Source organism: Streptomyces malaysiensis subsp. malaysiensis, from assembly GCF_040653035.1.
In the GTDB taxonomy this organism is placed as follows: domain Bacteria; phylum Actinomycetota; class Actinomycetes; order Streptomycetales; family Streptomycetaceae; genus Streptomyces; species Streptomyces malaysiensis.
Genome location: NZ_JBEZNG010000012.1, coordinates 79,741 through 105,558 on the forward strand (window position 1 = coordinate 79,741; position 25,818 = coordinate 105,558).

Consider the following 25,818-nt stretch of genomic DNA (forward strand, 5'->3'; position numbering starts at 1 on the left):
GGTCAGGCGGGGTGGGCCGAGGCGCGACGACCCGGGGCGCGGGACGGCACGGCGGCATTCGGAAGGGGGTTCGGGAAGCGTGTGGGCAAGCGGTTGAGAGAGCGATTTCACGAACATCGGTGATCATGCTCAAGGGCCTGATTATCGTCAGGCAGACGACTATGATCGCGTCATGCCCTACGACCCATCGGCCTTTCCGGCATTCGCGGTCACCGTTGATCTGGTCGTGCTCACCGTGCGGCGGCATTCGCTGTGTGCGCTCGCCGTCCGCCGCGGGGAGCCGCCCTTCAAGGGACGGTGGGCGCTGCCCGGCGGTTTCGTGCGGTCCGATGAGGATCTCGCCGCCGCCGCTGCCAGGGAGCTGGCCGAGGAGACCGGGCTGCTCGCCCATGACCCCACGCTTCCGGTCCCGCCGAACGCCGCCCATCTCGAGCAGCTCGCCACGTACGGCGATCCCAAGCGGGACCCTCGAATGCGAGTGGTCAGCGTGGCGCACCTCGCGCTGGCGCCCGATCTGCCCGCGCCCCGGCCCGGAGGTGACGCGCACAGCGTGCGCTGGGCCCCGGTCGAATCGCTGCTCGAGCAGGACGGGACCTTCGGCCGGGACAGCGATCTGGCCGCCCCGCTCGCCTTCGACCACGCCCGCATCCTCGCGGACGGGGTCGAGCGTGCCCGCTCCAAGATCGAGTACTCCTCGCTGGCCACCGCCTTCTGCCCGCAGGAGTTCACGGTCGGCGAGTTGCGCCGGGTGTACGAGGCGGTGTGGGGCGTGGCCCTGGACCCGCGCAACTTCCATCGCAAGGTCACCGGCACCCCGGGCTTCCTGGTGCCCACGGGTGGTACGACGACCCGTCAGGGCGGCCGTCCCGCCCAGCTGTTCCGGGCCGGAGGGGCGACGCTGCTCAACCCGCCCATGCTCCGTCCCGAGGTGTGACGGCCATGACACGACGAATTCCCGGAAGGTGCATGTAGCGAAGAAATAGGACATAGCGGGTTAATGTTCTCCGGTACGCCGCGAGTCCCCACGTGCCGTCGAGCGGTTCCATGCCCCGCGGGAGAAGCCATGATCCAGGCCACCGGACTGACCAGCACCCCCCGCCGCAACCACCCTCCCGTCGTGGACGACCTCACCTTCGAGGCCCCGGCGGGTCGGGTCACCGCACTGCTTGGCGCCCCCGGCGCGGGCAAGACCACCGCGCTGCGGCTTCTGCTACAGCTCGACCGGGGCCATGGCTCCGCCTTCTTCCGGGGCCGCCCCCTGCATCGCATCCGGCGCCCGGCTCATGAGATCGGCGTTCTCCTCGAGGACGTCCCCGGTCACCCCGGCCGCACCGTGCGGGGGCATCTGAGGATGCTCGGTGCCGCGGCCGGGGTGGCCGCCGCACGCGCCGATGTGGTGCTCGACGTGGTCGGTCTCACCGATCTGGCGGACGAGCGTCTCGGCGATCTGTCGACCGGGGCCGAGCGTCGCCTCGGGCTCGCCACCGCTCTGCTCGGGGATCCGCACACGCTGGTCCTCGATGAGCCCGCACGGGGCCTGTCGGCCCGCGAGACCGCCTGGCTCCATGGGCTGCTGCGCCAATTCGCCGCCCACGGTGGCGCCGTCCTCGTCGCCACCGAGGACGCCGAGGGCGTCATCCGCCTCGCGGACCAGGTGCTCACCCTGGAATCGGGCCGGCTGGTGGCCGATCAGTCGGTGGACGAGTTCGCCCGCACCCGGCTGCGCCCCCGTGTCGTGGTCCACTCGCCGCTCGTCGGCCGACTCGCCGCCGTCCTGGAGGAGGAGGTCGAAGCCGCACGGCAGTTGGCCGAGGCCCGGGCGGAGGAGGAAGCCCGGGCGGCGGCCGAGCTCGCGGCCAAGGCGGGGGCCGCCGAGCCCGACGCCGTCCAGTCCGACGTCGCCGACGGGGGCGACGTCGTCAAGGGCGAGGGCGCCGGGCCCAGGACCAGGAAGCGAACGATCTGGCGCAAGGTCAGGAAGGCCCGGCCCGTCGCCCCGGGCGCCGCTGCCCGGGCCGAAGCGAAGAAGGCCACCGCGGAAGCCGTGGCTGACGACCAGGCGAGCACGCCCGACAAGACGAGCAAGGTCGGCAAGACGAGCAAGGTCGGCAAGCCCGACAAGGTCGTCCCTGCCCCCGTCCCCGCGCCTGCCCAGGCCCCCGCTCCCGACTCCGAAGCAGTCGGCGCGCGCACCGGGGCCGCTGCTGGTACCGCTACCGGTACCACTACCGCCACCGGCTCCGGAGCCGAGGTCGAGGAAGAGCCGGTCGCCGCCGTCGCCGACCCGTTCTCTGTGGTGCGGGACGACGAGACCCACATCTCCGTCTACGGTCTGTCCCCCGCAACCGTCGGGGAGACCGCCTACCGCCACAACATCGTGGTCCACCGACTGGTCGAGGAGACCGCCGATCTGGGCCCGGGGACCGTCGCGGGTGCCCGTGCCCGCGACCCCGAGGCGCCTCCGCTGCGGCTGCTGCCCAAGCTCCGCTTCCCCGGCCCCGCCTGGCCGATGCGCTATGAGTTGCGCCGTGCCATCGGTGTACGTACCGGCTGGCTGATCGGCGTCGCCTCCATCGTCGCCTCCCTCCTGGCCTCGGTGCTGCTCGCCCGCGCGGGCGCCACCGGGGAGCTGCACCGGCTCACCGGCTGGCCCGCCGACCTCCCGCTGCCTCCCGTCGCCATCGCGGCCGGCCTTCTGGGAGCCCTCGCCTTCGGGGACGAGTTCCGCTACCCGGCACTGGCCGCGACCCGGGACGCGGTGCCCCGCCGAATCGGGCTGCTGGCCGCCAAGTTCGCCATCTGCGCGGCCGGTGCGGTCCTGCTGTCGCTCGGCGTCATCGTGCTCGACAGTGCGGCGCTCCTGCTGCTCGTCGGCGGTAACGCGGTACCGCTGCCGGGCGACTGGCCCGAGCTGGTGGTCGGCGTCTTCGGCCTGACCATCGGCTCGTCATGGGCCGGGCTGCTCGCCGCCGGGGTCTTCCGGTCCACCGCGCTCGGGCTGGCCACCCTGCTCGCCGTGCCGATCCTCGCGGTGCCCATCGTCCAGCGTGCGGCGCAGGATCCGTCGCTGCGTTCGCTGGTCATGCTGCCGCACCGGCTGCGCGCCGCGACGCTGGAGCGGCCGCCCTCCATGATCGACAGAGGGCTGGCGGTCGCGCTGCGGCTCGCGTCCCAACCCGTCGGACAGGCCCTGATGTTGTCGGTCGCCGTCCTGCTGTGTGCCTACGCCCTCACCGGTCTGCGCGGCAGGAGTACCCGCCAATAGCACCCGCCAAAGCACCCACCCACCAGGCCCCGCGCCGGGCGGCCGGGCCCGATCTGCCACCCGCCCGGTCCGCCGGTCGCTCAGCCCGCGACCGACCGACCGGCCCGTCCGGAGCCGGTGGATCAAGCCCGAAGCGGATTCGCACACTCATCGCGCGATCTGCTCGCAACTCCCCGAAGGATGCTTCTTTCTGTCCGATTGAGCGTCAATTATGAGGTAATGGGCGATCACCCTTTCGTGTGCTTTTCACCAAAGACCTCAAGGGCTTCCGAGGCGTCGCCGACAAAGGATGCGTGAGTACCCTTGCGCACACCACGATGACCGCGGCTCGCCCCGCCGACTCCGGCCTGGCCGGTTCGGGCGAGCTTGACCGCTACTCCTACGCCGACGGCCCCGGCGCCGACCGCGGCAGCGCCCCCGCCTCCTGGGACGGTGCCGAGGCGGAGATCGGCCGGGTGGGCCGGCGCGCGGCCGGCAACCGGGGCCGCGGGCTGCACGGCCAACTCGTTCAGCAGCTGGGCCAGATGATCGTCTCCGGTGACCTGGGTGCGGACCGTCCGCTCGTCCCCGAGGAGATCGGCCAGCGCTTCGAGGTCTCCCGCACCGTCGTCCGGGAGTCGCTGCGCGTCCTCGAGGCCAAGGGCCTGGTCAGCGCCCGCCCCAATGTGGGCACCCGGGTCCGCCCGGTCAGCGACTGGAATCTGCTCGACCCGGACATCATCGAGTGGCGTGCCTTCGGCCCGCAGCGCGACGACCAGCGCCGTGAGCTGTGCGAGCTGCGCTGGACCATCGAGCCGCTGGCCGCCCGTCTCGCCGCCGGTCATGGCCGCGAGGAGGTGCAGCAGCGGCTCGCCGACATGGTCGAGATCATGAACCATGCGCTGGCGCAGGGTGACAGCCTCACCTTCTCCCGCGCCGACGCCGAGTTCCACGCGCTGCTGCTCCAGGTCGGCGGCAATCGGATGCTGGAGCACCTGGCGGGCATCGTCGCCGCCGCGCTCCATGTCTCCGGGGCCCCGATCTCCGGCTGTGACCGCCTCACCGAGGCGGGCGTCGCCCACCACCGCCGGATCGTCGAGGCGATCGGCGAGGGCGACGCCACGGCGGCCGAGGCGGCGATGCGCCAGCTGCTGACCGTCCACCCGGATCTCGATCATGCCGAGGTCGGGGTGCCCGCGCCGCGCGAGCACTGATCCGCGGCGCGTCCGGACCCCGGACCGCTGGGCGTCCGGAGCGTGCGGCGTACGACGTACGGCAAGGCGGTGTCGGTCGGCGGTGAGCACCGGCCCGATGGATGCCGTACGGCGTACGAGAGGGCGCCGCCGGATCCCGCGCCGCGGGTTCGGCGGCGCGGCGCGATCGATCGATCAGCGCCGTGCGACTCCCGTCGGGGCGCCGCCGGGAGTTTTCTGTCCCGTTGGATGGGCATTAAGACCGTTATGGGGTGTGACTCGGGCCACGAGTATTGGGCGTAACGCTCTTTGAGGCAGCGCGATGACTAAAGAGGTGGCAGCCGCGGAGGGAATACGGATGTCGCTCGTAAACGCTGTACACCTCCGCACTCCGCCCGCGCCGTCGGTTCATCCCTGCCGGCGGTCGTCGGCTCCGGTCCCCACCGGACCGAGCCGGAAGCCGTTTCCAACGTTCCGAGAGGTTGTTCGTGTCGGCCAGCACATCCCGTACGCTCCCGTCGGAGATCGCCGAGTCGGAGTCTGTCATGGCGCTCATCGAGCGGGGAAAGGCTGAGGGGCAGATCGCCGGCGACGATGTGCGCCGGGCCTTCGAGGCTGACCAGATTCCGCCAACCCAGTGGAAGAACGTACTGCGCAGCCTCAACCAGATCCTCGACGAGGAGGGTGTGACGCTGATGGTCAGTGCCGCAGAGGCGCCCAAACGCACCCGTAAGAGCGTCGCAGCGAAGAGCCCGGCGAAGCGCACCGCCACCAAGACCGTCGCGGCCAAGACGGTCACTGCCAAGAAGGCCCCCGCCGCCCCGGCCGCCCCCGCGGCGGACACCGGCGCCGCCCCGGTCGGTGAGACCACCGCGGTCCCCGCGAAGAAGGCCGCAGCCAAGAAGGCCACGGCCAAGAAGGCAGCTGCCAAGAAGACCACCACCGCCGCCGCCAAGAAGACGGTCGCGAAGAAGACCACCGCCACCAAGAAGGACGTCACCGACGAGCTTCTCGAGGGCGAGGACGTCATCGAGGAGACGCCGGGCAAGCCCGGTCCCGAGGGCGCCGAGGGCGAGCCGGAGAACGCGGGCTTCGTGCTCTCCGACGAGGACGAGGACGACGCCCCCGCGCAGCAGGTCGCCGCGGCCGGTGCCACGGCCGACCCGGTCAAGGACTACCTCAAGCAGATCGGCAAGGTCCCGCTGCTCAACGCCGAGCAGGAGGTCGAGCTCGCCAAGCGCATCGAGGCCGGTCTGTTCGCCGAGGACAAGCTCGCCAACTCCGACAAGCTGGCCCCCAAGCTCAAGCGTGAGCTGGAGATCATCGCCGAGGACGGCCGCCGCGCCAAGAACCACCTCCTGGAGGCCAACCTCCGTCTGGTGGTCTCGCTGGCCAAGCGCTACACGGGCCGCGGCATGCTCTTCCTGGACCTCATCCAGGAGGGCAACCTCGGTCTGATCCGCGCGGTCGAGAAGTTCGACTACACCAAGGGCTACAAGTTCTCCACGTACGCCACCTGGTGGATCCGTCAGGCGATCACCCGAGCCATGGCCGACCAGGCCCGCACCATCCGTATTCCGGTGCACATGGTCGAGGTCATCAACAAGCTGGCGCGCGTCCAGCGCCAGATGCTCCAGGACCTGGGCCGTGAGCCCACCCCGGAGGAGCTGGCCAAGGAGCTCGACATGACCCCCGAGAAGGTCATCGAGGTCCAGAAGTACGGCCGTGAGCCGATCTCGCTGCACACCCCCCTGGGCGAGGACGGCGACAGCGAGTTCGGTGACCTCATCGAGGACTCCGAGGCGGTCGTCCCGGCCGACGCGGTCAGCTTCACCCTGCTCCAGGAGCAGCTGCACTCCGTGCTCGACACGCTCAGCGAGCGTGAGGCGGGCGTGGTCTCGATGCGCTTCGGCCTCACCGACGGCCAGCCGAAGACCCTCGACGAGATCGGCAAGGTCTACGGCGTGACGCGTGAGCGCATCCGCCAGATCGAGTCCAAGACGATGTCGAAGCTGCGCCACCCGTCCCGCTCCCAGGTCCTCCGCGACTACCTGGACTGATACGGACCACCGCCTCGTAACGGAGGCGGTGCCGCGCGAAGGCCGGGCCCCCTCGGGGGAGCCCGGCCTTCGCGCTGTCGCGGCGAAATGTTCCCCGCTTGGCCCACTCGGGATGCGCTTCGCGGCAGAGGGGGTAACGCTGAGTGTGCGACTCGTTCCGTATGGTCAGGAGGCTATATGCCTAAGTCGCCCCGCGCGCTCCTCGTCGCCCTGGCGGTACCGCTGGCCGCCGCGCTCGCCATAGTGCTCATCGCGCCCGGTCCGGCGACGGCCGACCGTGTGGTGATCGGCGGGCATCCGGCCCGTACGGTCGAGGCGCCCTGGGCGGTGGCCGTGGCCAGCCGTGCGCTCTTCGGCGACAAGAGGTCCGGCCAGTTCTGCGGCGGGGCGGTGGTGACCCCCACGACGGTCGTCACGGCGGCCCACTGTCTGAGCCGTGGGGTGCTCGGCAAGGACTGGCGGGAGGTGCGGGACCTCCGGGTGATCATCGGTCGCAACGATCTGCGGAAGACCGACGGGGTGGAGTACCCGCCGGCGCGGGTGTGGGTCAATCCGGCGTACGAGGGCGACAACAGGGGCGGGGACATCGCCGTGCTCACCCTGGGGGTCCCGGTGCCGGCGGCCTACACGATCCCCATGGCGCGCACCGGCGACCTGGCGTACAAGGCGGGTGAACGGGCCGCGGTCTACGGCTGGGGCGATACGGAGGGCGATGGCAGCTACGCCTCGGCGCTGCGCACCGCGACGGTGAAGGTGCTGGCCGACACCGTCTGCAAGAGGGCCTACCCGGGGAACGCGGAGGGGGACTACGACCCGCGGTCCATGGTCTGCGCGGGGCTGCCGGACGGCGGACGGGACGCCTGTCAGGGCGACAGCGGAGGGCCACTGGTGGCCCGGGGGCGGCTGGTGGGCCTGGTGTCCTGGGGCAGCGGCTGCGCGGTGGCCGGGCGGCCCGGCGTCTACACGAGGATCTCGGCCGTGGCCGATCTGGTGGCCGCCCATGGCTGACGCGGAGGCCGGGGTGGCGGTGGAGCCCGGAAGGACCGGGGTGAAGCCTGGGACGAGCCCCGGAGGGCCCGTGGGGTCATGCGGAAAGGTCCGCGATACGAGCGTGGGCGGCCGCCCCGCTCAGGGGGCAGACCGCCCGGAACCCGGCCCTGGGCCGGCGTCGCTCGTCGTCGTGGGTGTGAGGCGTCAGCGTTCGTCGTTGGACGCGGACGCCGGAGCTGCGGTGAGCCGCTCGGTCTCGTCCTGTATTTCCGCGGCGATCTTCTTGAGTTCCGGCTCGAACTTGCGCCCGTGGTGGGCGCAGAAGAGCAGTTCACCACCGCTGATCAGCACGACGCGCAGGTACGCCTGGGCGCCGCAGCGGTCGCAGCGGTCAGCGGCCGTCAACGGGCTCGCGGGGGTCAGAACAGTAGTCACGTCGCCTCTTCTCTAGCTCGACGAGCTGTCGTACCAGGGTCAACATCCAACCAGCCTGAAATCGTTCCCGCTCGTGGCTTTTTCTCAAAAATTGCTTCTGAGTAGGCCGGATGGTGACGTTTGGCGGCGAATGAGCCGTATTGCCTAGCTTCGATGTTTCGCGTCGATTGTCTGGTTTGCCCTCCCGGCCGGGTTGCCGGTTGTGAATGAGGACGTGCCCGGAGCCTAAATGGTTCATGCCTGAAAGGGAACGTGATCTGTGCGTCACCGCCGTGAGGTATCGAACATACGAGCGAAACGGTGGCCGGTGCGACTAGCATGGACGTTTCAACGGGTGGCGGCACAAAGGCTCTATCAAGCCTCGGTACGCTCTGACGGGCGAACATGCCACCATCGTGCCCACAGCTGGGCCAAGAGAAATTCAGCGAGGAGCGAACCGCGTGACCGCCGACACGTCCGTGCCGTCCACTGCGCTGCTGACCGGGGCAGACCGGGGCGGCTCCAACTACACCGCGCGGCACCTTCTCGTCCTCGAGGGGCTCGAGGCAGTGCGCAAGCGCCCCGGCATGTACATCGGTTCGACCGACAGCCGTGGCCTCATGCACTGCCTCTGGGAGATCATCGACAACTCGGTGGACGAGGCCCTGGGCGGCTTCTGCGATCACATCGAGGTGATCCTCCACGACGACGGCTCCGTGGAGGTGCGGGACAACGGCCGGGGTATCCCGGTGGACGTCGAGCCCAAGACGGGGCTGTCCGGCGTCGAGGTCGTGATGACCAAGCTGCACGCCGGCGGGAAGTTCGGCGGCGGCTCGTACGCGGCCTCGGGCGGTCTGCACGGCGTCGGCGCCTCCGTGGTGAACGCGCTGTCCGCCCGTCTCGACGTGGAGGTGGACCGCGACGGCAAGACCCACGCGATCAGCTTCCGCCGTGGCGTCCCCGGGATCTTCACCGAATCCGGGCCGGACGCCCCGTTCGACCCGTCCAGCGGCCTCCTCAAGGGCAAGAGGGTCCCCAAGACCCGCAACGGCACCCGCGTCCGCTACTGGGCGGACCGCCAGATCTTCCTCAAGGACGCCAAGCTCTCCCTGGAGACGCTGCACGCCCGTGCCCGGCAGACCGCCTTCCTGGTCCCGGGGCTGACCCTGGTCGTCCGGGACGAGCGGGGCCTGGAGGGGGAGGAGGGGCCGGTCGAGGAGACCTTCCACTACGACGGGGGGATCAGCGAGTTCTGCGAGTACCTCGCGCAGGACAAAGCCGTCTGCGATGTGCTGCGGCTGTCCGGGCAGGGCACCTTCAAGGAGACCGTGCCGGTCCTGGACGAGCGCGGCCATATGACGCCCACCGAGGTCACCCGTGAGCTGGGCGTCGACATCGCGCTGCGCTGGGGCACCGGCTACGACACGACCATCAAGTCCTTCGTCAACATCATCGCCACCCCCAAGGGCGGCACCCATGTCTCCGGCTTCGAGCGCTCGATCGCCAAGACCGTGAACGAGGCGCTGCGCGCCGCCAAGCTGCTGCGCGTCGCCGAGGACGACGTCGTCAAGGACGACGCCATGGAGGGCATGACGGCGGTGGTGACCGTCCGGCTGGCGGAGCCGCAGTTCGAGGGCCAGACCAAGGAGGTGCTGGGCACCTCGGCGGCCTCCCGCATCGTGGCCAATGTGGTCGCCAAGGAGCTCAAGGCGTTCCTGACCTCCTCCAAGCGGGATGCCAAGCAGCAGGCCCGGGCCGTCCTGGAGAAGGTCGTGGCCGCGGCCCGTACGCGTATCGCGGCGCGCCAGCACAAGGAGGCGCAGCGCCGTAAGACCGCGCTGGAGTCCTCCTCGCTGCCCGCGAAGCTGGCCGACTGCCGCAGTGACGACGTGGGCCGCAGCGAGCTGTTCATCGTCGAGGGGGACTCGGCGCTGGGCACGGCCAAGCTGGCCCGGAACTCCGAGTTCCAGGCGCTGCTGCCGATCCGCGGCAAGATCCTCAACGTGCAGAAGTCGTCCATCGCCGACATGCTCAAGAACGCCGAGTGCGGCGCGATCATCCAGGTGATAGGGGCCGGATCGGGCCGGACCTTCGACATCGACCAGGCGCGCTACGGCAAGGTGATCTTCCTCGCCGACGCCGATGTCGACGGTGCCCACATCCGCTGTCTGCTGCTGACCCTCTTCCAGCGCTATATGCGGCCGATGGTCGAGCAGGGGCGGGTCTTCTCGGCGGTGCCGCCGCTGCACCGGGTGGAGCTGGTGAACCCCAAGCGGGGGCAGAGCAAGTACCTCTACACCTACTCCGACCAGGAGCTCCAGGAGACGCTGCTGGACCTCCAGCGCCGGGAGGTCCGCTACAAGGACGGCATCCAGCGCTACAAGGGTCTCGGTGAGATGGACGCCGACCAGCTCGCGGAGACCACGATGGACCCGCGCCACCGCACCCTGCGGCGTATCAACATCAGCGACCTGGAGGCCGCCGAGCGCGCCTTCGACCTGCTCATGGGCAATGAGGTCGCGCCCCGTAAGGAGTTCATCACCAATTCGGCGGCGACCCTGGACCGGTCGCGTATCGACGTCTGACGTCCGGCATGCGGCTCGCCGGCAGGGCCGGTTCGGCGGGGTCTCCCACCCGGGAGGCCCTGCCGTCGTTTCCCGCCCGGCCCGCTTCCGGCGTGCCCCTTCCGGGGTGCCGTTTCCGGGCTGTTCATCACCTGAGTCACCTGATGGGGTGAACGTCCGGTATTGAAGGGTCCTGGATCTTTCTGATCTGCCCATCCTTGGTCACGGGGCGAATGCGGTAGTGAACAAGGAGTGTTCGGGGTGGATATGCACAACGCGCGCGCTACGGGAGCGGCGCGCCTGGAGGACCCGTGGTACGACGCGCTCGCGTCCGGCTGGGGTGAGGCGGACGACATGGACAGCGGACCTCGTCGCACGCGTCCGCCCGCCGCCCGCGAGGTCTACACGGAGGTGCACGGCAGCGCCGCCTTCCAGGAGGTGCGCCGGCGCTACCGCCGGTTCGCGTTCCCGGCGGCCGCCGCGTTCCTCATCTGGTACCTCGCGTATGTCGTCGCGGCGACCACCGCGCCGGATCTGATGGCCCGCCCGGTGGTGGGCGCGCTCAATGTGGCGATGGTCGCGGGGCTCGCGCAGTTCGCCACCACCTTCCTGCTGGCCTGGGCATACGCCCGGCACGCACGGCTGCGCAGGGACCGGGTCGCGCTCGAACTCCGCTGGGTGACACAGGAGATGATGCGGGGGCGCGGGCGGTGACCGGCAATCACCAGAGCCTGGCGCTGCTGCTCTTCGGCGTCTTCGTGGCGGTCACCCTGGGGATCACCACCTGGGCGGGGCGTCGGCGGCACGGCTCGCCGGAGGAGTTCTACGCGGGCGGGCGGCTGTTCTCCCCGATGGAGAACGGCTTCGCCATCGCGGGGGACTATCTGTCGGCCGCGTCCTTCCTCGGGATCTCCGGTCTCATCGCGCTGTTCGGCTATGACGGGGTGCTCTACTGCGTGGGCTTCTTCGTGGCCTGGCTGGTGGTCCTGCTGCTGGTCGCCGAACTCGTCCGCAACTGCGGCCGGTTCACCCTGGCCGATGTGCTGGCCGCCCGGATGCGGGAGCGCCGGGTCCGGATCGCCGCGGGCGTCTCCTCGGTCACGGTCTGTGTGCTCTATCTGGTGGCCCAGATGGTCGGCGCGGGCAGTCTGATCGCCCTGCTGATCGGGGAGACCGGCGGCCGCGCCCGCGCCTGGACGGTGATCGGCGTGGGCACCCTGATGGTGGTCTTCGTGACGCTGGGCGGAATGCGCGCCACGACCTGGATCCAGATCGTGAAGGCCGTGCTGCTGATGGGCGGGGCGATCGCGCTGACCGCCCTGGTGCTCGTACGCTTCCGCGGCGATCTCGACGCCCTGCTCGGCACCGCGGCGCGGAACAGCGGCCACGGCGCGGACTTCCTCGCCCCCGGGCTCACGTACGGCGGCGACTGGACCGCCCGGCTGGACTTCGTGAGCCTCGGCCTTGCCCTGGTGCTGGGCACCGCCGGGCTGCCGCACATCCTCTCGCGCTTCTACACGGTGCCCACCGCCCGCGCCGCCCGCCGCTCGGTGATCTGGGCCATCGGGCTGATCGGCGGCTTCTATCTGATGACGATCGTGCTCGGCTTCGGCGCGGCCGCCGTGCTGGGCTCCGATGCCGTGCGGACCTCCGGTGCGGCCGGGAACACGGCCGTTCCGCTGCTCGCGCTCGACCTCGGCGGCGGCGCCGGATCGACCGGGGGCACGGTGCTGTTCGCGGTCGTCGCCGCCATCGCCTTCGCCACCATCCTCGCCGTTGTCGCGGGCATCACCCTCGCCTCCTCGGCCTCCGTCGCCCATGACCTCTATGGCTCGCTGAGCCGGCGGGCGCACCGCACACCGCGCGGTGAGGTGGTGGTCGCGCGGATCGCCGCGGTGGGGATCGGGGCGGCCGCGATCGGGCTCGGGCTGCTCGCCGAGGACCTCAATGTGGCGTTCCTGGTGGGGCTGGCGTTCGCAGCCGCCGCGTCGGCGAACCTTCCGGTGCTGCTGTACTCGCTGTTCTGGCGGCGGTTCACCTCGCGCGGCGCGGTGTGGTCGGTCTACGGCGGGCTGCTTCCGGCGGTGGTGCTGGTGGTGCTCTCCCCGGTGGTCTCCGGCGGCCCGGACGCGATCTTCCCCGGGGTGGACTTCCACCTGTTCCCGCTGCGGAACCCGGGCCTGGTCTCGGTGCCCCTCGGGTTCCTCGCGGGCTGGCTCGGAACGGTCACCTCACCCGCGCCCGCGGACGTCCCCGGCCATGCCGCCAAGCACGCCGAGACGGAGGTGCGCGCCCTAACCGGAGCGGGCGCGGCCTGATGGCCTCATGGGCGGGCACGGCCTCATGGGCGCGAGGGCAGGGCTCAGACCCACACATAGCGATGTTCGGGGCGGCCGGTCTCGCCGTATTTGAGGCTGAGCCGCACCCGGCCCGTGCGCTCCAGCAGCTTCAGATAGCGCTGGGCGGTCTGTCGGCTGAGCGAGGAGCGCTCGGCCACCTCCTGCGCCGACAGCGGGCCCTCGGCGCCCCGCAGCACCTCCCGTACGAGATCCGCGGTGAGCGCCGAATGGCCTTTGGGCAGCTCGGCGGGGCCGGCCGAGGCCCCGCCGAGGGCGCCGAAGATCCGGTCCACCTGGTCCTGACCGGCCTCGCCGTCGCCCTCCAGCGCACGGCGCAGCGCCGCGTACCCCTCCAACTTGGCGCGCAGCCCCGCGAAGGTGAAGGGCTTGACGAGGTACTGGAGCGCCCCATGGCGCATCGCCGCCTGGACGGTCGCGATATCGCGGGCCGCGGTCACCATGATGATGTCGTTGTGGTGGCCGAGCTGACGCAGCCGCCGCACCAGCGACAGTCCCGTCTCATCCGGCAGATAGTGGTCGAGCAGCACCAGGTCGACGGGGGTGCGCTTCAGGAAGGCCAGCGCCTCGGTGGCGCTGTGCGCCTGCCCGGCGACGCGGAAACCGGCCACTTTGCCGACGTACGCGGCGTTGACCCGGGCCACCCGGAGGTCGTCGTCCACGACCAGCACCTCCAGGTGCCCGCCCGGTCCGGTTCCAAGGGTCATCGTGACTCTCCTGTCGCGGTCAGCGGCGCCCCGGCCGGCTGTTCGGCCAGCGCCTCGGGGAGGACGACGGTGAACTCCGCGCCTCCGCCCTCGCGATCGGACACCCGGACGCTGCCGCCCTGGCGTTCGGCGAGGCGGCGGACCAGCGCGAGCCCTATGCCGCGCTTCCCGTGCGCGGGCGGCTCCTTGGTCGACCAGCCCTCGGTGAAGACCACATCGCGCCGATCGGCGGGGATCCCGGGGCCGGTGTCGGAGACCCGCAGCAGCACCGTACGGTCGTCCGCGCACAGCGTCACCTCGACCCGTGGCTCCCGTGAGCCGACCGCCGCGTCCAGGGCGTTGTCGATGAGATTGCCGACGATCGTCACCAGGCCGGGCGGATCCACCAGCCGGTTGGGCAGCAGGCTGTCCTCGGCGACGTACAGCGCCACCCCGCGTTCGGTGGCGACCGTGGCCTTGCCGACCAGCAGGGAGGCCAGCAGCGGATCGTGCACCCGCTCGGTGACCTGCTCGGCGGTGGCCCGATGCACTCCGATCGTCTCGGTGATGAACTCCATCGCCTCGTCGTGGAGTTCGAGTTCGAGCAGGCCCAGGAGGGTGTGCATCCGGTTGGCGTGCTCATGGTCCTGTGCCCGCAGGGCGTCGATCAGCCCCCGGGTGCCGTCCAGCTCACGGCCCAGTCGCTCCAGTTCGGTGCGGTCGCGCAGGGTGACCACGGCGCCGCCGTCGTCCGTCGGCATCCGGTTGGCGACCAGCACCCGGCCGCCGCTGACGGTCAGCAGATCGGCGCCGGTGGCCCGCCCGGACAGCACATCGGTCGTACGGCCCGGGGGCAGCACCGCCTCCAGGGGCTGCCCGGTGCCCTCGGGGCGCAGCTCCAGCAGCCGCTGCGCCTCGTCGTTGACCAGCCGGATACGGCCGTGGGCGTCGAGGGCGACGACGCCTTCCCGGATGCCGTGGAGCATCGCCTCGCGCTCGGCGAGCAGTGCGGAGATATCGGAGAAGGCCAGGTCATGGGTGCGTCGCTGAAGCCGGCGGGCGACCACATACGCCGCGAGGGCACCGACGGCGAGCGCGCCGCCCGCGTAGGCGAGCATCTCCGGAACCGAGGCGACGAGCCGGGCGCGCACGCTCTCGTAGGAGATGCCCACCGAGACGGCGCCGACGATACGGCCGTCCCCGGCGCGCAGCGGCACCTTGCCGCGGGCCGACCGACCGAGCGTGCCCTCGTCGATCTCCATGACGTCCCGGCCCTGGATGGCGTCGGTGGGGTCGGTGGAGACATGCTTCCCGATCTCGCCCGGGGAGGTGTGCGACCAGCGCACCCCGTGCCGATCCATGATCACGACATATTCGGCGCCGGTCGCGCGGCGGATGCGCTCCGCCTCGGTCTGCACCGGCCCGCCGGGTGCCGGCCGGGTGTGCTGGAGCGCCTCGGCCAGCCGGGGCTCGGCGGCCGTGGTCTGGGCGATGGCGAGGGCACGGCGCATGGCCTGGTCGTCGAGGTGATCGCTGAGCGGAGCGAGGAAGAGGCCGGTCGCGAGCACGGTGACACCCGTGGCGATGGCCAGCTGCATCAGCAGGACCTGGGAGAAGACGCGTCGGGGCCAGCCGATGCGCCACCGTGTGGCCGCGGCTGACCGCCCCGGCGGTATCGCGGCGCTCATGGCAACGAAGCGTAACCAAGGGCGGGCCGGGGGATCCGCGCCAGGACCCGGGGGAGGGGCCGGGGAGCGGCGCTCCCGGGGCGCTACTGGGCGGGGGCGTGGGCCTTACGGAGCACGGTCCGGGCCCTACGGCGTGGTTCCCATGGGGCCGGGCGCGGGTCTTACGGCGTGGTTTCCACAGGGCCGGGCGCGGGTCTTACGGCGGGGTCTTCGGCGTGGTTCCTACGGGGCCGGGCCCGGGTCTTACGGCGTGGTTCCTACGATGCCGGGCCCGGGTGTTCAGAGGCGGCCCGCGGCCATCGCGCGTACGCCGCGTGCGGGCCGTCGGCCGGTGTGGATCCCGACGACCTCCATCCGGGTCGGGGAGCCCAGCGGGGAACCGCAGCTCTCCGGCCGCGGCGGCGCCCCGGCGACCTGCGCGACGCTCACCCGCCAGGCCCGGCCGTCGCGGTGCGCGACGGTCACGGACCAGACCGGGGCCTCGCCCTCGGTCCGTGCGATGGTCAGCGCGTCGGCACCGTCCTCGCCGGTCAGTTCGCGGACGGCCAGTTCCGCCGCCTGGCCGGGGCGCTCCCAGGCGGAGCGGCCGCGGCAGCCGTCGGTGACGACCCGGCCCTGGCGCAGCGCCTCGATGACGTCCTTGACGCTCTGCGCGGTGGCGCGGCCGTAGGTGTAGCCGTGCGGCAGTACGACGAGGGTGGGGGCGAAGCGATGGCCGCCGATATGCGTGATCTCCCAGGTGCCGTGGACCCCGGAGGCGGTCAGCTCACCGGCCAGCGGGCGGCCGAGCAGGGCGCAGCAGCGGTCGCGCTTGCCGTTGGTGCACACCAGCACCAGCGGATCGCCGGTGTACTCCTCCCAGGCGGCGGGGGTGTGGGGCCGCAGGGTGAGCCCGCCGGGGTCGCCCGCGCCCAGCGCGGCGAAGTCCAGGCCGAGCAGCCCCGCCGGGTCGTCCAGGGCGGTGGTGCGGATCCAGGAGCGGCCGGGCAGGGTGTGGGCCACGAACACCCGGTGCCGGGCGCCGGTGTGCAGATCGGCGTGGCGGCCGGGGCGGCGGATCAGCGCGACCCGTACGCCGGTGCCCTCGGCGGCGCGCTCCAGGGCGCGTCCGACGGCCCTGTCGAGCCGACTGGAGGTGAGGGCCTCGGTGCCCCAGGGGCCGGGCTGTTCCACCAGCAGCCAGGTGGAAGCGGTGGCCGCCGTCCCGGCGAGCGGCTCGGACAGGTCGCGGGAGGCGGTCGCGCACGTGCTCACGAAGGTAAGCCTAACCTCTCTTGATCGATTGTGCGCACCGAAGTCGCGAGTGGACGCCGGAGCCATGGTGGAGCCGAGAGCGGGAGCAGCCTTGTGCCGCCTCATCGGCCCCGTGCGGCGGAGGGCGGCAGTCCGGATCCCGCCGCGTATCCGCCGTTCCATGGGGGTGGGAGCAGGCGGGAGAATGGCGCTCCGGGGGCGGAGGGGGTGGATATGGGCGGCTTATGGGCGCGATGGCGAAGGCGCCGGGGGAGACGCGGGACGCGTGCGCTGGATCCCGGGCTGACGGCGATGGTGCGGGCGGCCTACGACGAGGGGCGGCCGATTCCCGAATCGCTCGCCCGTAAGGCTGCCGAGGCCGGTGATCCGCGGGGGATGACCGTCTACGGCATCGGGCTGGGCCGGCGGGGCGCTTACGCGGAGGCGGTCCACTGGCTCGGCAAGGCCGCCGCGACCGGTGACCTCTCGGCCCTGGTGGTGCTCGGCACCGTCCATCTGGACCACGGCGAGCTCGGCGAGGCGGAGCGGCACTTCCGGCGGGCGGCGGACCGCGGCCATGACGGTGCGCGCCTGGCCCTGCGGCAGATGCGCGCCCGGCGCAACGGCAGCGGCCACTGAATCGTTCGCCGTGGCTTCCACCGTCCGGAGGGCAGGCCAGGGTCCGCCTTCACCGGGGGCCTGGTGCGGTCGCCCGTGTGGCGGATCGCGCTCGTCCTGGGCCCTCGTACCGGGGGCTCGCGTACTGCCCCCTCGGCCGACCCCGACAACGCGGCGAGGCCCAGCTCCGGAAGCGGGGCGGCGTTCACGAACACCGACCCGAGGGGCGGCAACGCCGCGGATGCCCCGGGAACGTCGTAGGGGGGCGGCACCTTCACGGTGCCGCGCCCCTACGCGCTCGTTCCGCTCGTCCGGGCCGTGTCGGCCTCCGGACTACACCGGCCCGGCCACCACCGTCACCGGCTTGGCGAGCGGCTCGCCCGAGCCGTCCCGGCGCGGGTCGATCTCCGGCAGCGCCGCCGGGGCTCCATTGGCCCCCGCCGCGCGGGCCGGGGTCGCGCCCGCCCAGGCCATGACCAGGTAGTCCTCGCCCTTCAGGAACCGCTGGCAGCGCACCCCGCCCGTGGCCCGGCCCTTGCGCGGGTACTGGTCGAAGGGGGTGAGCTTGGCCGACTGCTGTACCGAGTCATCGAGCGTGCCGCTCGCGCCCGCGACCGTGAAGACCACCGCGTCGGCCGCCGGGTCCACGGCCGTGAACGAGATCACCTTGGCGCCGGAGCCGAGCTTGATACCGGCCATACCGCCCGCGGCGCGGCCCTGCGGCCGCACCTGGCTCGCCGTGTACCGCAGCAGCTGGGCGTCGTCGGTGATGAAGACCAGGTCCTCCTCGCCGGTGCTCAGCTCCACCGCGCCCACGACCCGGTCGCCCTCCTTGAGGCCGATCACTTCCAACTCGTCCTTGTTGGCCGGGTAGTCGGGGACCACGCGCTTGACGACGCCCTGCTCCGTGCCGATGGCGAGCCCCGGTGAGGACTCGTCCAGGGTGGTGAGGCAGATCAGCTCCTCGCCGTCCTCCAGCGAGAGGAACTCGGCGATGGGCGCCCCGCCCGCCAGATTGGGGGGCGCGGCCGACTCCGGGAGCATGGGGAGGTCGATCACCGACAGCCGCAGCAGCCGCCCGGTCGAGGTCACCGCCCCCACGGAGCCACGGGCCGTCGCCGGGACCGCCGAGACGATCACATCGTGCTTGGCGCGCTTGGCCTTCCCCTCGACCGGGAGCGGCTCGCCGTCGGCGGTGCGGGCCAGCAGCCCGGTGGAGGACAGCAGCACCCGGCAGGGGTCGTCCGCGACCTCCAGCGGCACCGCGGTCACCGGCGCGTTGGACGACTCCAGCAGCACTGTGCGGCGCGGGGTGCCGAACTTCTTGGCCACCGCGGCCAGTTCGCCGGAGACCAGCTTGCGCAGCTCGGCGTCGGAGTCGAGGATCCGGGTGAGCTCCTCGATCTCGGCTTTGAGCCGGTCGCGCTCCGACTCCAGCTCCAGCCGGTCGAACTTGGTGAGCCGGCGCAGCGGGGTGTCCAGGATGTACTGCGTCTGGATGTCGGAGAGGCCGAAGCGCTCGATCAGCGACCGCTTGGCCTCCGCCGCGTTCTCGCTCTGCCGGATGAGGCGGATGACCTCGTCGATGTCGAGGAGCGCCACCAGCAGACCCTCGACCAGGTGCAGCCGGTTGCGCCGCTTGGTGCGCCGGAACTCGCTGCGCCGCCGGACCACGTTGAAGCGGTGGTCGAGATAGACCTCCAGCAGCTCCTTCAGCCCCAGCGTGAGCGGCTGGCCGTCCACCAGCGCCACGTTGTTGATGCCGAAGGACTCCTCCATCGGCGTGAGCTTGTAGAGCTGCTCCAGGACGGCCTCGGGGTTGAAACCGTTCTTGACCTCGATCACCAGCCGCAGCCCGTGCTCACGGTCGGTGAGGTCCTTGACGTCCGCGATGCCCTGGAGCTTCTTGGCGCCGACCAGGTCCTTGATCTTGGAGATGACCTTCTCGGGCCCCACGGCGAAGGGCAGCTCGGTGACGACCAGGCCCTTACGGCGGGCCGTCACGTCCTCCACGGCCACCGTGGCGCGGATCTTGAAGGTGCCGCGCCCCGTCTCGTAAGCGTCCCGGACGCCGCTCAGGCCCACGACCCGGCCGCCGGTCGGCAGATCGGGCCCCGGTACGAACCGCATCAGCGTGTCGAGGTCGGCGGCCGGATGCCTGATCAGATGGCGGGCGGCGGCGATGACCTCGCCCAGGTTGTGCGGCGGCATATTGGTCGCCATGCCGACCGCGATTCCGGACGTGCCGTTGACCAGCAGGTTCGGATAGGCGGCGGGGAGGGTGACGGGCTCCTGCTCACTGCCGTCGTAGTTCGGTGAGAAGTCGACCGTTTCCTCGTCGATCGACTCCGTCATCAGCGAGGTGGCCGACGCCATCCGGCACTCGGTGTACCGCATCGCGGCCGGCGGGTCGTCATTGCCCAGCGAGCCGAAGTTGCCATGGCCGTCGACCATCGGCAGGCGCATGGAGAAGGGCTGCGCCATGCGCACCAGCGCGTCGTAGATCGACGCGTCGCCGTGCGGGTGGAGCTTTCCCATCACCTCGCCGACGACGCGGGCGCACTTCACGAAGCCGCGCTCGGGGCGCAGCCCCATCTCGTTCATCTGGTAGAGGATGCGGCGGTGCACGGGCTTCAGCCCGTCTCGGGCGTCGGGCAGCGCGCGCGAGTAGATGACCGAGTAGGCGTACTCGAGGTAGGAGCCCTGCATCTCGTCGACGACGTCGATGTCGAGGATGCGCTCCTCGAAGTCGTCCGGCGGCGGGGTCTTGGTGCGGCGGCGGGCCATCGCGCTTGCGGCTCCTTCAACTGCCGTTGCGGGATCTGACGCGGACCATTGTGGCCCCGTCCACCGACAAGTGTGGAACGGCCCGGGGTGGCCGGGGCCCGGACGGGGCCCCGAACCGCGCTCCGCGGCCCCGTCCGAAGGCCCTTCGCGGGGGCCCGGGTCAGGTGCCCGAGGGGCCGCGGAAACGGTTCGGGGAAGCTCGCGTGGACGGGAACGGACCGGAACTTCGCCAGATGTCCGTCCCCTTGCATACAGTGACAGAAGCGCTGCGCAAGCGGCTGGCACGCGCTCCATCACGCGATCGAAGGGACGTACATGCCCATGGGTCACACGGCCACGCAGCAGGCCGGCTCCGGCGGCCTGAAAGCGACCGAGCACCGCCTGGCCAATGGCCTGCGCGTGGTGCTCTCCGAGGACCATCTGACCCCGGTCGCCGCGGTCTGTCTGTGGTACGACGTCGGCTCACGCCATGAGGTCAAGGGGCGCACCGGCCTGGCCCACCTCTTCGAGCACCTGATGTTCCAGGGCTCGGCGCAGGTCACCGGCAACGGCCACTTCGAGCTGGTGCAGGGGGCCGGCGGCTCGCTCAACGGCACGACCAGCTTCGAGCGCACCAATTACTTCGAGACCATGCCCGCCCACCAGGTCGAGCTCGCCCTGTGGCTGGAGGCCGACCGCATGGGGTCCCTGCTGACCGCGCTGGACGAGGAGAGCCTGGAGAACCAGCGCGACGTCGTCAAGAACGAGCGCCGCCAGCGGTACGACAACGTCCCGTACGGCACCGCCTTCGAGAAGCTCGTCGCCATGGCCTACCCCGAGGGCCACCCGTACCACCACACCCCGATCGGCTCCATGGCCGACCTGGACGCGGCCTCCCTGGAGGACGCGCGGGAGTTCTTCCGCACCTACTACGCCCCCAACAACGCCGTCCTGTCGATCGTCGGCGACATCGACCCCGAGCAGACGCTCGCCTGGGTCGAGAAGTACTTCGGCTCCATCGCCTCCCACGACGGCAAGCGGCCGCCCCGCGACGGCACGCTCCCGGAGGTGATCGGCGGCCAGCTGCGCGAGGTCGTGGAGGAGGAGGTCCCGGCCCGCGCCCTGATGGCTGCGTACCGGCTGCCGCACGACGGCACCCGTGAGTCCGACGCCGCCGACCTGGCGCTGACCGTCCTCGGCGGCGGGGAGTCCTCCCGGCTCCACAACCGCCTGGTGCGCCGCGATCGCACCGCGGTGGCCGCCGGATTCGGCCTGCTGCGGCTTTCGGGCGCCCCCTCGCTGGGCTGGCTGGACGTGAAGACCTCCGGCGGTGTCGAGGTGCCCGCCATCGAGGCCGCCGTCGACGAGGAGCTGGCCCGCTTCGCCGAGGAGGGGCCCACCCCGCAGGAGATGGAGCGCGCTCAGGCGCAGATCGAGCGGGAGTGGCTGGACCGGCTGGCCACGGTCGGCGGCCGGGCCGACGAGCTCTGCCGGTACGCCGTGCTCTTCGGCGATCCGCAGCTGGCGCTGACCGCCGTGGAGCGGGTGCTGGACATCACCCCCGAGGAGGTGCGGGCCGTGGCCGCGGCGCGGCTGCGTCCCGACAACCGCGCCGTGCTGGTCTACGAGCCCGTCCAGGGCGCCGAGGACGCAGCCGGCACCGCCGACGAAGCCGCCGAGACCGACGCAGAAGGGGAGGCGGCCCAGTGAGCGACGCCGTCACCGCGACCATGACGTTCCACCCGCAGCCCAAGGGCGGCGCCCCCAGGCCGTGGGCGTTCCCGGCCCCCGAGCGCGGTGAGCTGCCCAACGGCCTCACCGTGCTGCGCTGCCACCGCCCCGGCCAGCAGGTCGTCGCCGTCGAGATCAACCTGGAGGCGCCGCTGGACGCCGAGCCGGCCGGGCTCGAAGGCGTCGCCACGATCATGGCGCGCGCCCTGTCGGAGGGCACCGACAAGCACGACGCCGAGGAGTTCGCCGCAGAGCTCGAGCGCTGCGGCGCCACGCTGGACGCGCACGCCGACCACCCCGGTGTCCGCGTTTCCTTGGAGGTTCCGGTCTCCCGGCTGCCCAAGGCGCTCGGTCTGCTGGCCGACGCCCTGCGCGCCCCCGCCTTCCCGGACGGCGAGGTCGAGCGGCTGGTGCGCAACCGGCTGGACGAGATCCCCCATGAGCTGGCCAATCCGGCCCGCCGCGCCTCGATGGCCTTCGCCGCGGACCTCTTCCCGGCCGAGTCGCGGATGTCCCGGCCGCGCCAGGGCACCCAGGAGACCATCGAGGGCATCGACGCCGCGGCCGTGCGGGCCTTCTACGAGGCGCATGTCCGGCCCTCCACCGCCACCGCCGTCATCGTGGGCGACCTCGCCGGTGTCGACGTCGACCAAGCGCTCGCCGACACCCTCGGCGCCTGGACGGGCGGGACGGCCGCGCCGCGCACGGCTCCGCCGATCGTCGCGGACGACACCGGCCGTGTGGTGATCGTCGACCGGCCGGGCGCGGTGCAGACCCAGCTGCTCATCGGGCGCATCGGCGCCGACCGCCACGACCGGGTCTGGCCCGCGCAGGTGCTCGGCACGTACTGCCTGGGCGGCACCCTCACCTCCCGCCTCGACCGGGTGCTGCGCGAGGAGAAGGGCTACACCTACGGGGTGCGCGCCTTCGGCCAGGTGCTGCGCTCCGCGCCCGCGGGCGGATCCGGGGGCGCCGCGATGCTGGCGATCAGCGGCTCGGTGGCCACCGAGGTCACCGGACCCGCGCTGGAGGACCTCTGGAAGGTGCTGCGCACGCTGAAGGAGGAGGGGCTCACCGACGAGGAGCGCGATGTCGCGGTGCAGAACCTGGTGGGCGTCGCCCCGCTGAAGTACGAGACGGCGGCGGCCGTCGCGGGCACCCTCGCCGACCAGGTCGAGCAGCATCTTCCGGACGATTTCCAGGCGCAGTTGTACGCCCGGCTCGCGGAGACCGGCACGGTGGAGGCGACCGCCGCGGTGGTGAGCGCCTTCCCGGCGGACCGGCTGGTCACGGTGCTGGTCGGGGACGCCTCGGCGATCGCGGAGCCGGTCCGGGCGCTGGGCATCGGCGAGGTGCGCGTCATCTCCGGCTGAACCGCCCGGAGTTGGCCGGATCCGGTCGATGAGCCGCCCATCCGGCGGGCTCGCCGACGGTCCGGCGGGGCGGTCCGGCAGGGCGGTCCGGCAACGAGCGAACAGGGGAAGGACCCCGGCACCGAGAGGTGCCGGGGTCCTTCCTTCATGTCCGGTTTATGGGGGTGGCTGCTTGTTTGGTTTGTGGGGAGAGCAACAAAAATCGGGAACCGTTTGGTGATCGAAAGCGGGCCCGTCTAGCGTCGGTCCGGCTGTTCGCCAGCGACTCGCCGCACCCGCGGCACGGACAGCCATCGCCGAGTCCCCGTACGGCGCAAGCCAGGGGAGCCGGGGACCCAACACGTCCCCAGGGGTGAATCGGGCGCCTTCCCCGGCCGGGGGAGGAGTCCGTAGGAGACCTTCCTGCTCCGAACCCGTCAGCTAACCCGGTAGGCGAGAAGGAAGGAAAGGAGTGCGCCACAATATGGCGTCCACCCGCGCTGCCACCGGGAAGCACCGCCGCACCACCAAGGTCAACATCCGCACCGGCGCGAACGTCGTGGGTATCACCACGGTCGCCTCGGGCGTCGTCGCCGGGATAACCGGGCAGGCTTTCGCGGCCGACGGGGGCACCGCTCCCCAGCAGGCCGGTCTGACCCAGGCGATCGCCATCGGCGACGGGATCGCGGACCATATCGAGGCCCAGGCGCAGTCCCAGGAGACCGCCGCCGAGCAGGCCGCCGCCAAGGCCAAGGCGGAGGCGATCGCCCGCCAGGAGGCCGCCAGGAAGGCGGAGGCCGCGGCGAAGAAGGCCAAGGCCGAGCGTGAGGCCAAGGAGCGCGCGGCGCGCGAGGCCGAGCGCCGGCGCCTCAACACCTTCGTGTCGCCGATCACCGGCTCCTACGTCTCCACCGGCTACCACGCGTCCAGCGGTCTGTGGTCCTCCGGCAGCCACACCGGTATCGACTTCCACGCCTCCACCGGCACCTCGGTGCACTCCGTGGGCATCGGCGAGGTCGTCGAGGCGGGCTGGGGCGGCTCCTACGGCAACAATGTCGTCATCAAGATGAACGACGGCACCTACACCCAGTACGGCCACCTGTCGTCGATCAGCGTCTCGGTCGGCCAGCAGGTCACCCCCGGCCAGCAGATCGGCCTGTCGGGCGCCACCGGCAACGTCACCGGTCCGCATCTGCACTTCGAGGCCCGCTCCGGCGAGGACTACGGCTCGGACATCGACCCGCTGTCGTATCTGCGTTCGCACGGCGTCAACGTCTGACCCGGTCGACGTAGAACCCCGGTCGGCATCCGGCCCTGGTCGACGTCCGATCCGCAAGACCGTGAAGGCCGCAAGACCGTGAAGGCCGCGAGACCGTGAAGGCCGCGAGACCGCGAAGGCCGTGAAGACCGCGCGGACGCCGCCGCGGTGCCGCGAGACTCCGAGAAGGCCCCGTCCACCGGACGGGGCCTTCGGCGTGCGGCCGCCCACTGACCAAAAAATATCCATGAAATGGGCCCCGCCATCGGAAATTGCGTCCGATTGGAATAGAGTCGTTCAACGCGCGTTCAATGGGCGCGTTTCGCGGGTGTTAAGGCGGAGGTTCGACAATGTGGGACCGGAAGTGAGCGGGGATACGACCGAGGTCCAGGGCGGCCGCCGGATTTCGGCACATGCGGTGTGCGCCGCGATTCGCGACGACATCGTCTCCGGCACATATCCGCCCGGCGGCCGGCTCACCGAGGAACTCCTCGCCCGGCGCTACGGCGTCTCGCGGGTCCCGGTCCGCGAGGCCCTGCGCACCCTGGAGTCCGAGGGCTTCGTGACCACCCGGCGGCACGCGGGGGCCTGTGTCGCCCAGCCCTCCGAGCGTGAGGCGGCCGACCTGCTGGACATCCGCGCGCTGCTGGAGCCGCTGGGCGCCGCACGGGCCGCACAGCGCCGCACCGAGGCCCATCTGAAGGTGTTGCGCGGGCTGGTCCGGCTCGGCCGGGAGCGGGCCCAGTGCGGCCGGCTCGGCGAACTGCGGCCGCTGGGCGACTGGTTCCACGAGACGCTCGCCCAGGCGTCCGGCAGCCCGAGCCTGGCCGCGATGCTGGTCCAGCTGCGCCGCAAGACCGCATGGGTGTACGCGGCGGCTTCCGCGCCGCACCCCGCGCCGCCCGGGTCCGCCCCGCGCCCCGACCCCGCCGCGCGGGCCGTGGAGTCCTGGGCGGAGCACGGCGCGCTGGTGGACGCGGTGGCGCGCGGCGACGCCGACCGGGCGCGGGCCCTGGCCGCCGCGCACACCGAGCGCGCGCTATCGGAATACCGGCTGCGCCGCCCATCCCCGGTGAGGGTTTCGAAACATTCCGAAAACACGGCGAGCGGCCGGAATTAACAGAGATCCCGTATACAAGTCGTGGGAATTCTCGGCGCGGTTTCACGGCGCTCGGTTCTCCGTCTCCGAGAGCGGAAACCGAAAAACAGCGGGGCCGCGGTGGCCATTACGGCCACCGCGGGGCCGCGGTGGCCATTACGGCCACCGCGGCCCCGCTGTGCCGATTCCCTGACTCGCGGATTCACCCGGGAATCACAAGAGAATCCCCCGGGAATCGGACGGGAATCAGACGGTCTCGGGAAGCTCCTCGAGGCCCTCGGCCACCAGCTTCGCCAGCCGGTCGAGCGCGACCTCGGCGTCGTCCGCGACGGAAGCGAGGACGACCTCCTCGCCGCCCTGGGCCCCCAGGCCGAGCACGGCCAGCATGGAGGCGGCGTTGACCGGGGTGCCGTCGCCCTTGGCGATCGTGATGGGGACGCCGGCGGCGGTGGCCGCCCGGACGAAGATCGACGCAGGGCGGGCGTGCAGGCCCTCGGCCCAGCCGATGGTGACGCGGCGCTCAGCCATGGTGTTGCCCTTCAGGTGTGACGATGCTGTTGTCTAG

The 25,818-nt window shown here is 71.6% G+C and carries 19 protein-coding genes and 1 riboswitch; of the genes, 13 read left to right on the forward strand and 6 right to left on the reverse strand.

Annotation, left to right across the window (positions count from 1 at the left end):
* Nucleotides 1–172 precede the first annotated feature (172 nt).
* From AB0E24_RS23950 to AB0E24_RS23970, 5 genes are all read left to right on the forward strand, one after another.
* Nucleotides 173–934, forward strand: a complete 762-nt coding sequence (locus tag AB0E24_RS23950; RefSeq protein ID WP_069867861.1) for an NUDIX hydrolase — start codon at nt 173–175, stop codon at nt 932–934.
* Nucleotides 935–1,063: 129 nt separating this feature from the next.
* Complete coding sequence (locus tag AB0E24_RS23955; protein ID WP_359379737.1) at nt 1,064–3,265, forward strand: ATP-binding cassette domain-containing protein; 2,202 nt, start codon at nt 1,064–1,066, stop codon at nt 3,263–3,265.
* A 239-nt stretch (nt 3,266–3,504) separates the two neighbouring features.
* Nucleotides 3,505–4,458, forward strand: coding sequence for a FadR/GntR family transcriptional regulator (locus AB0E24_RS23960; protein WP_347211602.1), 954 nt, complete (start codon nt 3,505–3,507; stop codon nt 4,456–4,458).
* A gap of 461 nt (nt 4,459–4,919) precedes the next feature.
* On the forward strand, nt 4,920–6,497 hold the full coding sequence (locus tag AB0E24_RS23965) for an RNA polymerase sigma factor (protein ID WP_180990881.1): 1,578 nt from the start codon (nt 4,920–4,922) through the stop codon (nt 6,495–6,497).
* Nucleotides 6,498–6,674: 177 nt separating this feature from the next.
* Nucleotides 6,675–7,505 (forward strand): S1 family peptidase, encoded by an 831-nt coding sequence (locus tag AB0E24_RS23970; protein ID WP_347235700.1) that lies wholly within the window; start codon nt 6,675–6,677, stop codon nt 7,503–7,505.
* 186 nt (nt 7,506–7,691) lie between these two features.
* Here the strand turns inward: AB0E24_RS23970 and AB0E24_RS23975 are convergent, their stop codons facing one another.
* Nucleotides 7,692–7,922 carry a DUF7455 domain-containing protein gene (locus tag AB0E24_RS23975; protein ID WP_069867857.1) on the reverse strand — a complete coding sequence of 77 codons (231 nt, stop codon included), beginning with the start codon at nt 7,920–7,922 and terminating at the stop codon, nt 7,692–7,694.
* A 440-nt stretch (nt 7,923–8,362) separates the two neighbouring features.
* On the opposite strand from AB0E24_RS23975, the gene AB0E24_RS23980 reads away from it, so the two are divergent.
* The 3 genes from AB0E24_RS23980 (at nt 8,363) to AB0E24_RS23990 (ending at nt 12,783) form a co-directional block, all read left to right on the forward strand.
* Entirely contained in the window at nt 8,363–10,486 is a 2,124-nt protein-coding gene (locus tag AB0E24_RS23980; protein ID WP_069867856.1) for a DNA gyrase/topoisomerase IV subunit B, read from the forward strand.
* A gap of 240 nt (nt 10,487–10,726) precedes the next feature.
* Nucleotides 10,727–11,179, forward strand: coding sequence for a DUF485 domain-containing protein (locus AB0E24_RS23985; RefSeq protein ID WP_435865314.1), 453 nt, complete (start codon nt 10,727–10,729; stop codon nt 11,177–11,179).
* On the forward strand, nt 11,176–12,783 hold the full coding sequence (locus tag AB0E24_RS23990) for a monocarboxylic acid transporter (RefSeq protein WP_069867854.1): 1,608 nt from the start codon (nt 11,176–11,178) through the stop codon (nt 12,781–12,783). The genes AB0E24_RS23985 and AB0E24_RS23990 overlap by 4 nt, the downstream gene beginning before the upstream one ends.
* Nucleotides 12,784–12,827: 44 nt before the next feature.
* On the opposite strand, the gene AB0E24_RS23995 is transcribed toward AB0E24_RS23990, so the two are convergent.
* From AB0E24_RS23995 to AB0E24_RS24005, 3 genes are all read right to left on the reverse strand, one after another.
* Nucleotides 12,828–13,529 (reverse strand): response regulator, encoded by a 702-nt coding sequence (locus AB0E24_RS23995; RefSeq protein ID WP_359379743.1) that lies wholly within the window; start codon nt 13,527–13,529, stop codon nt 12,828–12,830.
* Complete coding sequence (locus tag AB0E24_RS24000) at nt 13,526–15,196, reverse strand: ATP-binding protein (protein ID WP_359379746.1); 1,671 nt, start codon at nt 15,194–15,196, stop codon at nt 13,526–13,528. The genes AB0E24_RS23995 and AB0E24_RS24000 overlap by 4 nt, the downstream gene beginning before the upstream one ends.
* A 279-nt stretch (nt 15,197–15,475) precedes the next feature.
* Nucleotides 15,476–16,450 (reverse strand): ferredoxin family protein, encoded by a 975-nt coding sequence (locus tag AB0E24_RS24005; RefSeq protein WP_359379749.1) that lies wholly within the window; start codon nt 16,448–16,450, stop codon nt 15,476–15,478.
* A gap of 291 nt (nt 16,451–16,741) precedes the next feature.
* Between AB0E24_RS24005 and AB0E24_RS24010 the strand changes: the two genes are divergently transcribed.
* Nucleotides 16,742–17,068 (forward strand): SEL1-like repeat protein, encoded by a 327-nt coding sequence (locus AB0E24_RS24010; protein ID WP_231981262.1) that lies wholly within the window; start codon nt 16,742–16,744, stop codon nt 17,066–17,068.
* 312 nt (nt 17,069–17,380) lie between these two features.
* On the opposite strand, the gene AB0E24_RS24015 is transcribed toward AB0E24_RS24010, so the two are convergent.
* Nucleotides 17,381–19,834: a DNA gyrase/topoisomerase IV subunit A gene (locus tag AB0E24_RS24015; protein ID WP_069867850.1), complete on the reverse strand. Its 2,454-nt coding sequence runs from the start codon at nt 19,832–19,834 to the stop codon at nt 17,381–17,383.
* 321 nt (nt 19,835–20,155) lie between these two features.
* Between AB0E24_RS24015 and AB0E24_RS24020 the strand changes: the two genes are divergently transcribed.
* From AB0E24_RS24020 to AB0E24_RS24035, 4 genes are all read left to right on the forward strand, one after another.
* The gene (locus AB0E24_RS24020; protein ID WP_069867960.1) at nt 20,156–21,523 is read left to right on the forward strand and encodes a M16 family metallopeptidase; all 1,368 of its coding nucleotides are present in this window, start codon (nt 20,156–20,158) and stop codon (nt 21,521–21,523) included.
* Nucleotides 21,520–22,917: a M16 family metallopeptidase gene (locus AB0E24_RS24025; protein WP_079153269.1), complete on the forward strand. Its 1,398-nt coding sequence runs from the start codon at nt 21,520–21,522 to the stop codon at nt 22,915–22,917. The genes AB0E24_RS24020 and AB0E24_RS24025 overlap by 4 nt, the downstream gene beginning before the upstream one ends.
* Before the next feature lie 284 nt (nt 22,918–23,201).
* Nucleotides 23,202–23,366, forward strand: a riboswitch (cyclic di-AMP (ydaO/yuaA leader).
* Between the two features lie 14 nt (nt 23,367–23,380).
* A complete protein-coding gene (locus AB0E24_RS24030; RefSeq protein WP_069867849.1) occupies nt 23,381–24,175 on the forward strand; it encodes a M23 family metallopeptidase in 795 nt (264 codons plus the stop codon).
* A gap of 331 nt (nt 24,176–24,506) precedes the next feature.
* Complete coding sequence (locus AB0E24_RS24035) at nt 24,507–25,274, forward strand: GntR family transcriptional regulator (protein ID WP_359379754.1); 768 nt, start codon at nt 24,507–24,509, stop codon at nt 25,272–25,274.
* 225 nt (nt 25,275–25,499) lie between these two features.
* Here AB0E24_RS24035 and AB0E24_RS24040 read toward each other — a convergent pair whose 3' ends face one another.
* Nucleotides 25,500–25,781, reverse strand: a complete 282-nt coding sequence (locus AB0E24_RS24040) for an HPr family phosphocarrier protein (RefSeq protein WP_069867848.1) — start codon at nt 25,779–25,781, stop codon at nt 25,500–25,502.
* Nucleotides 25,782–25,818: the final 37 nt, after the last annotated feature.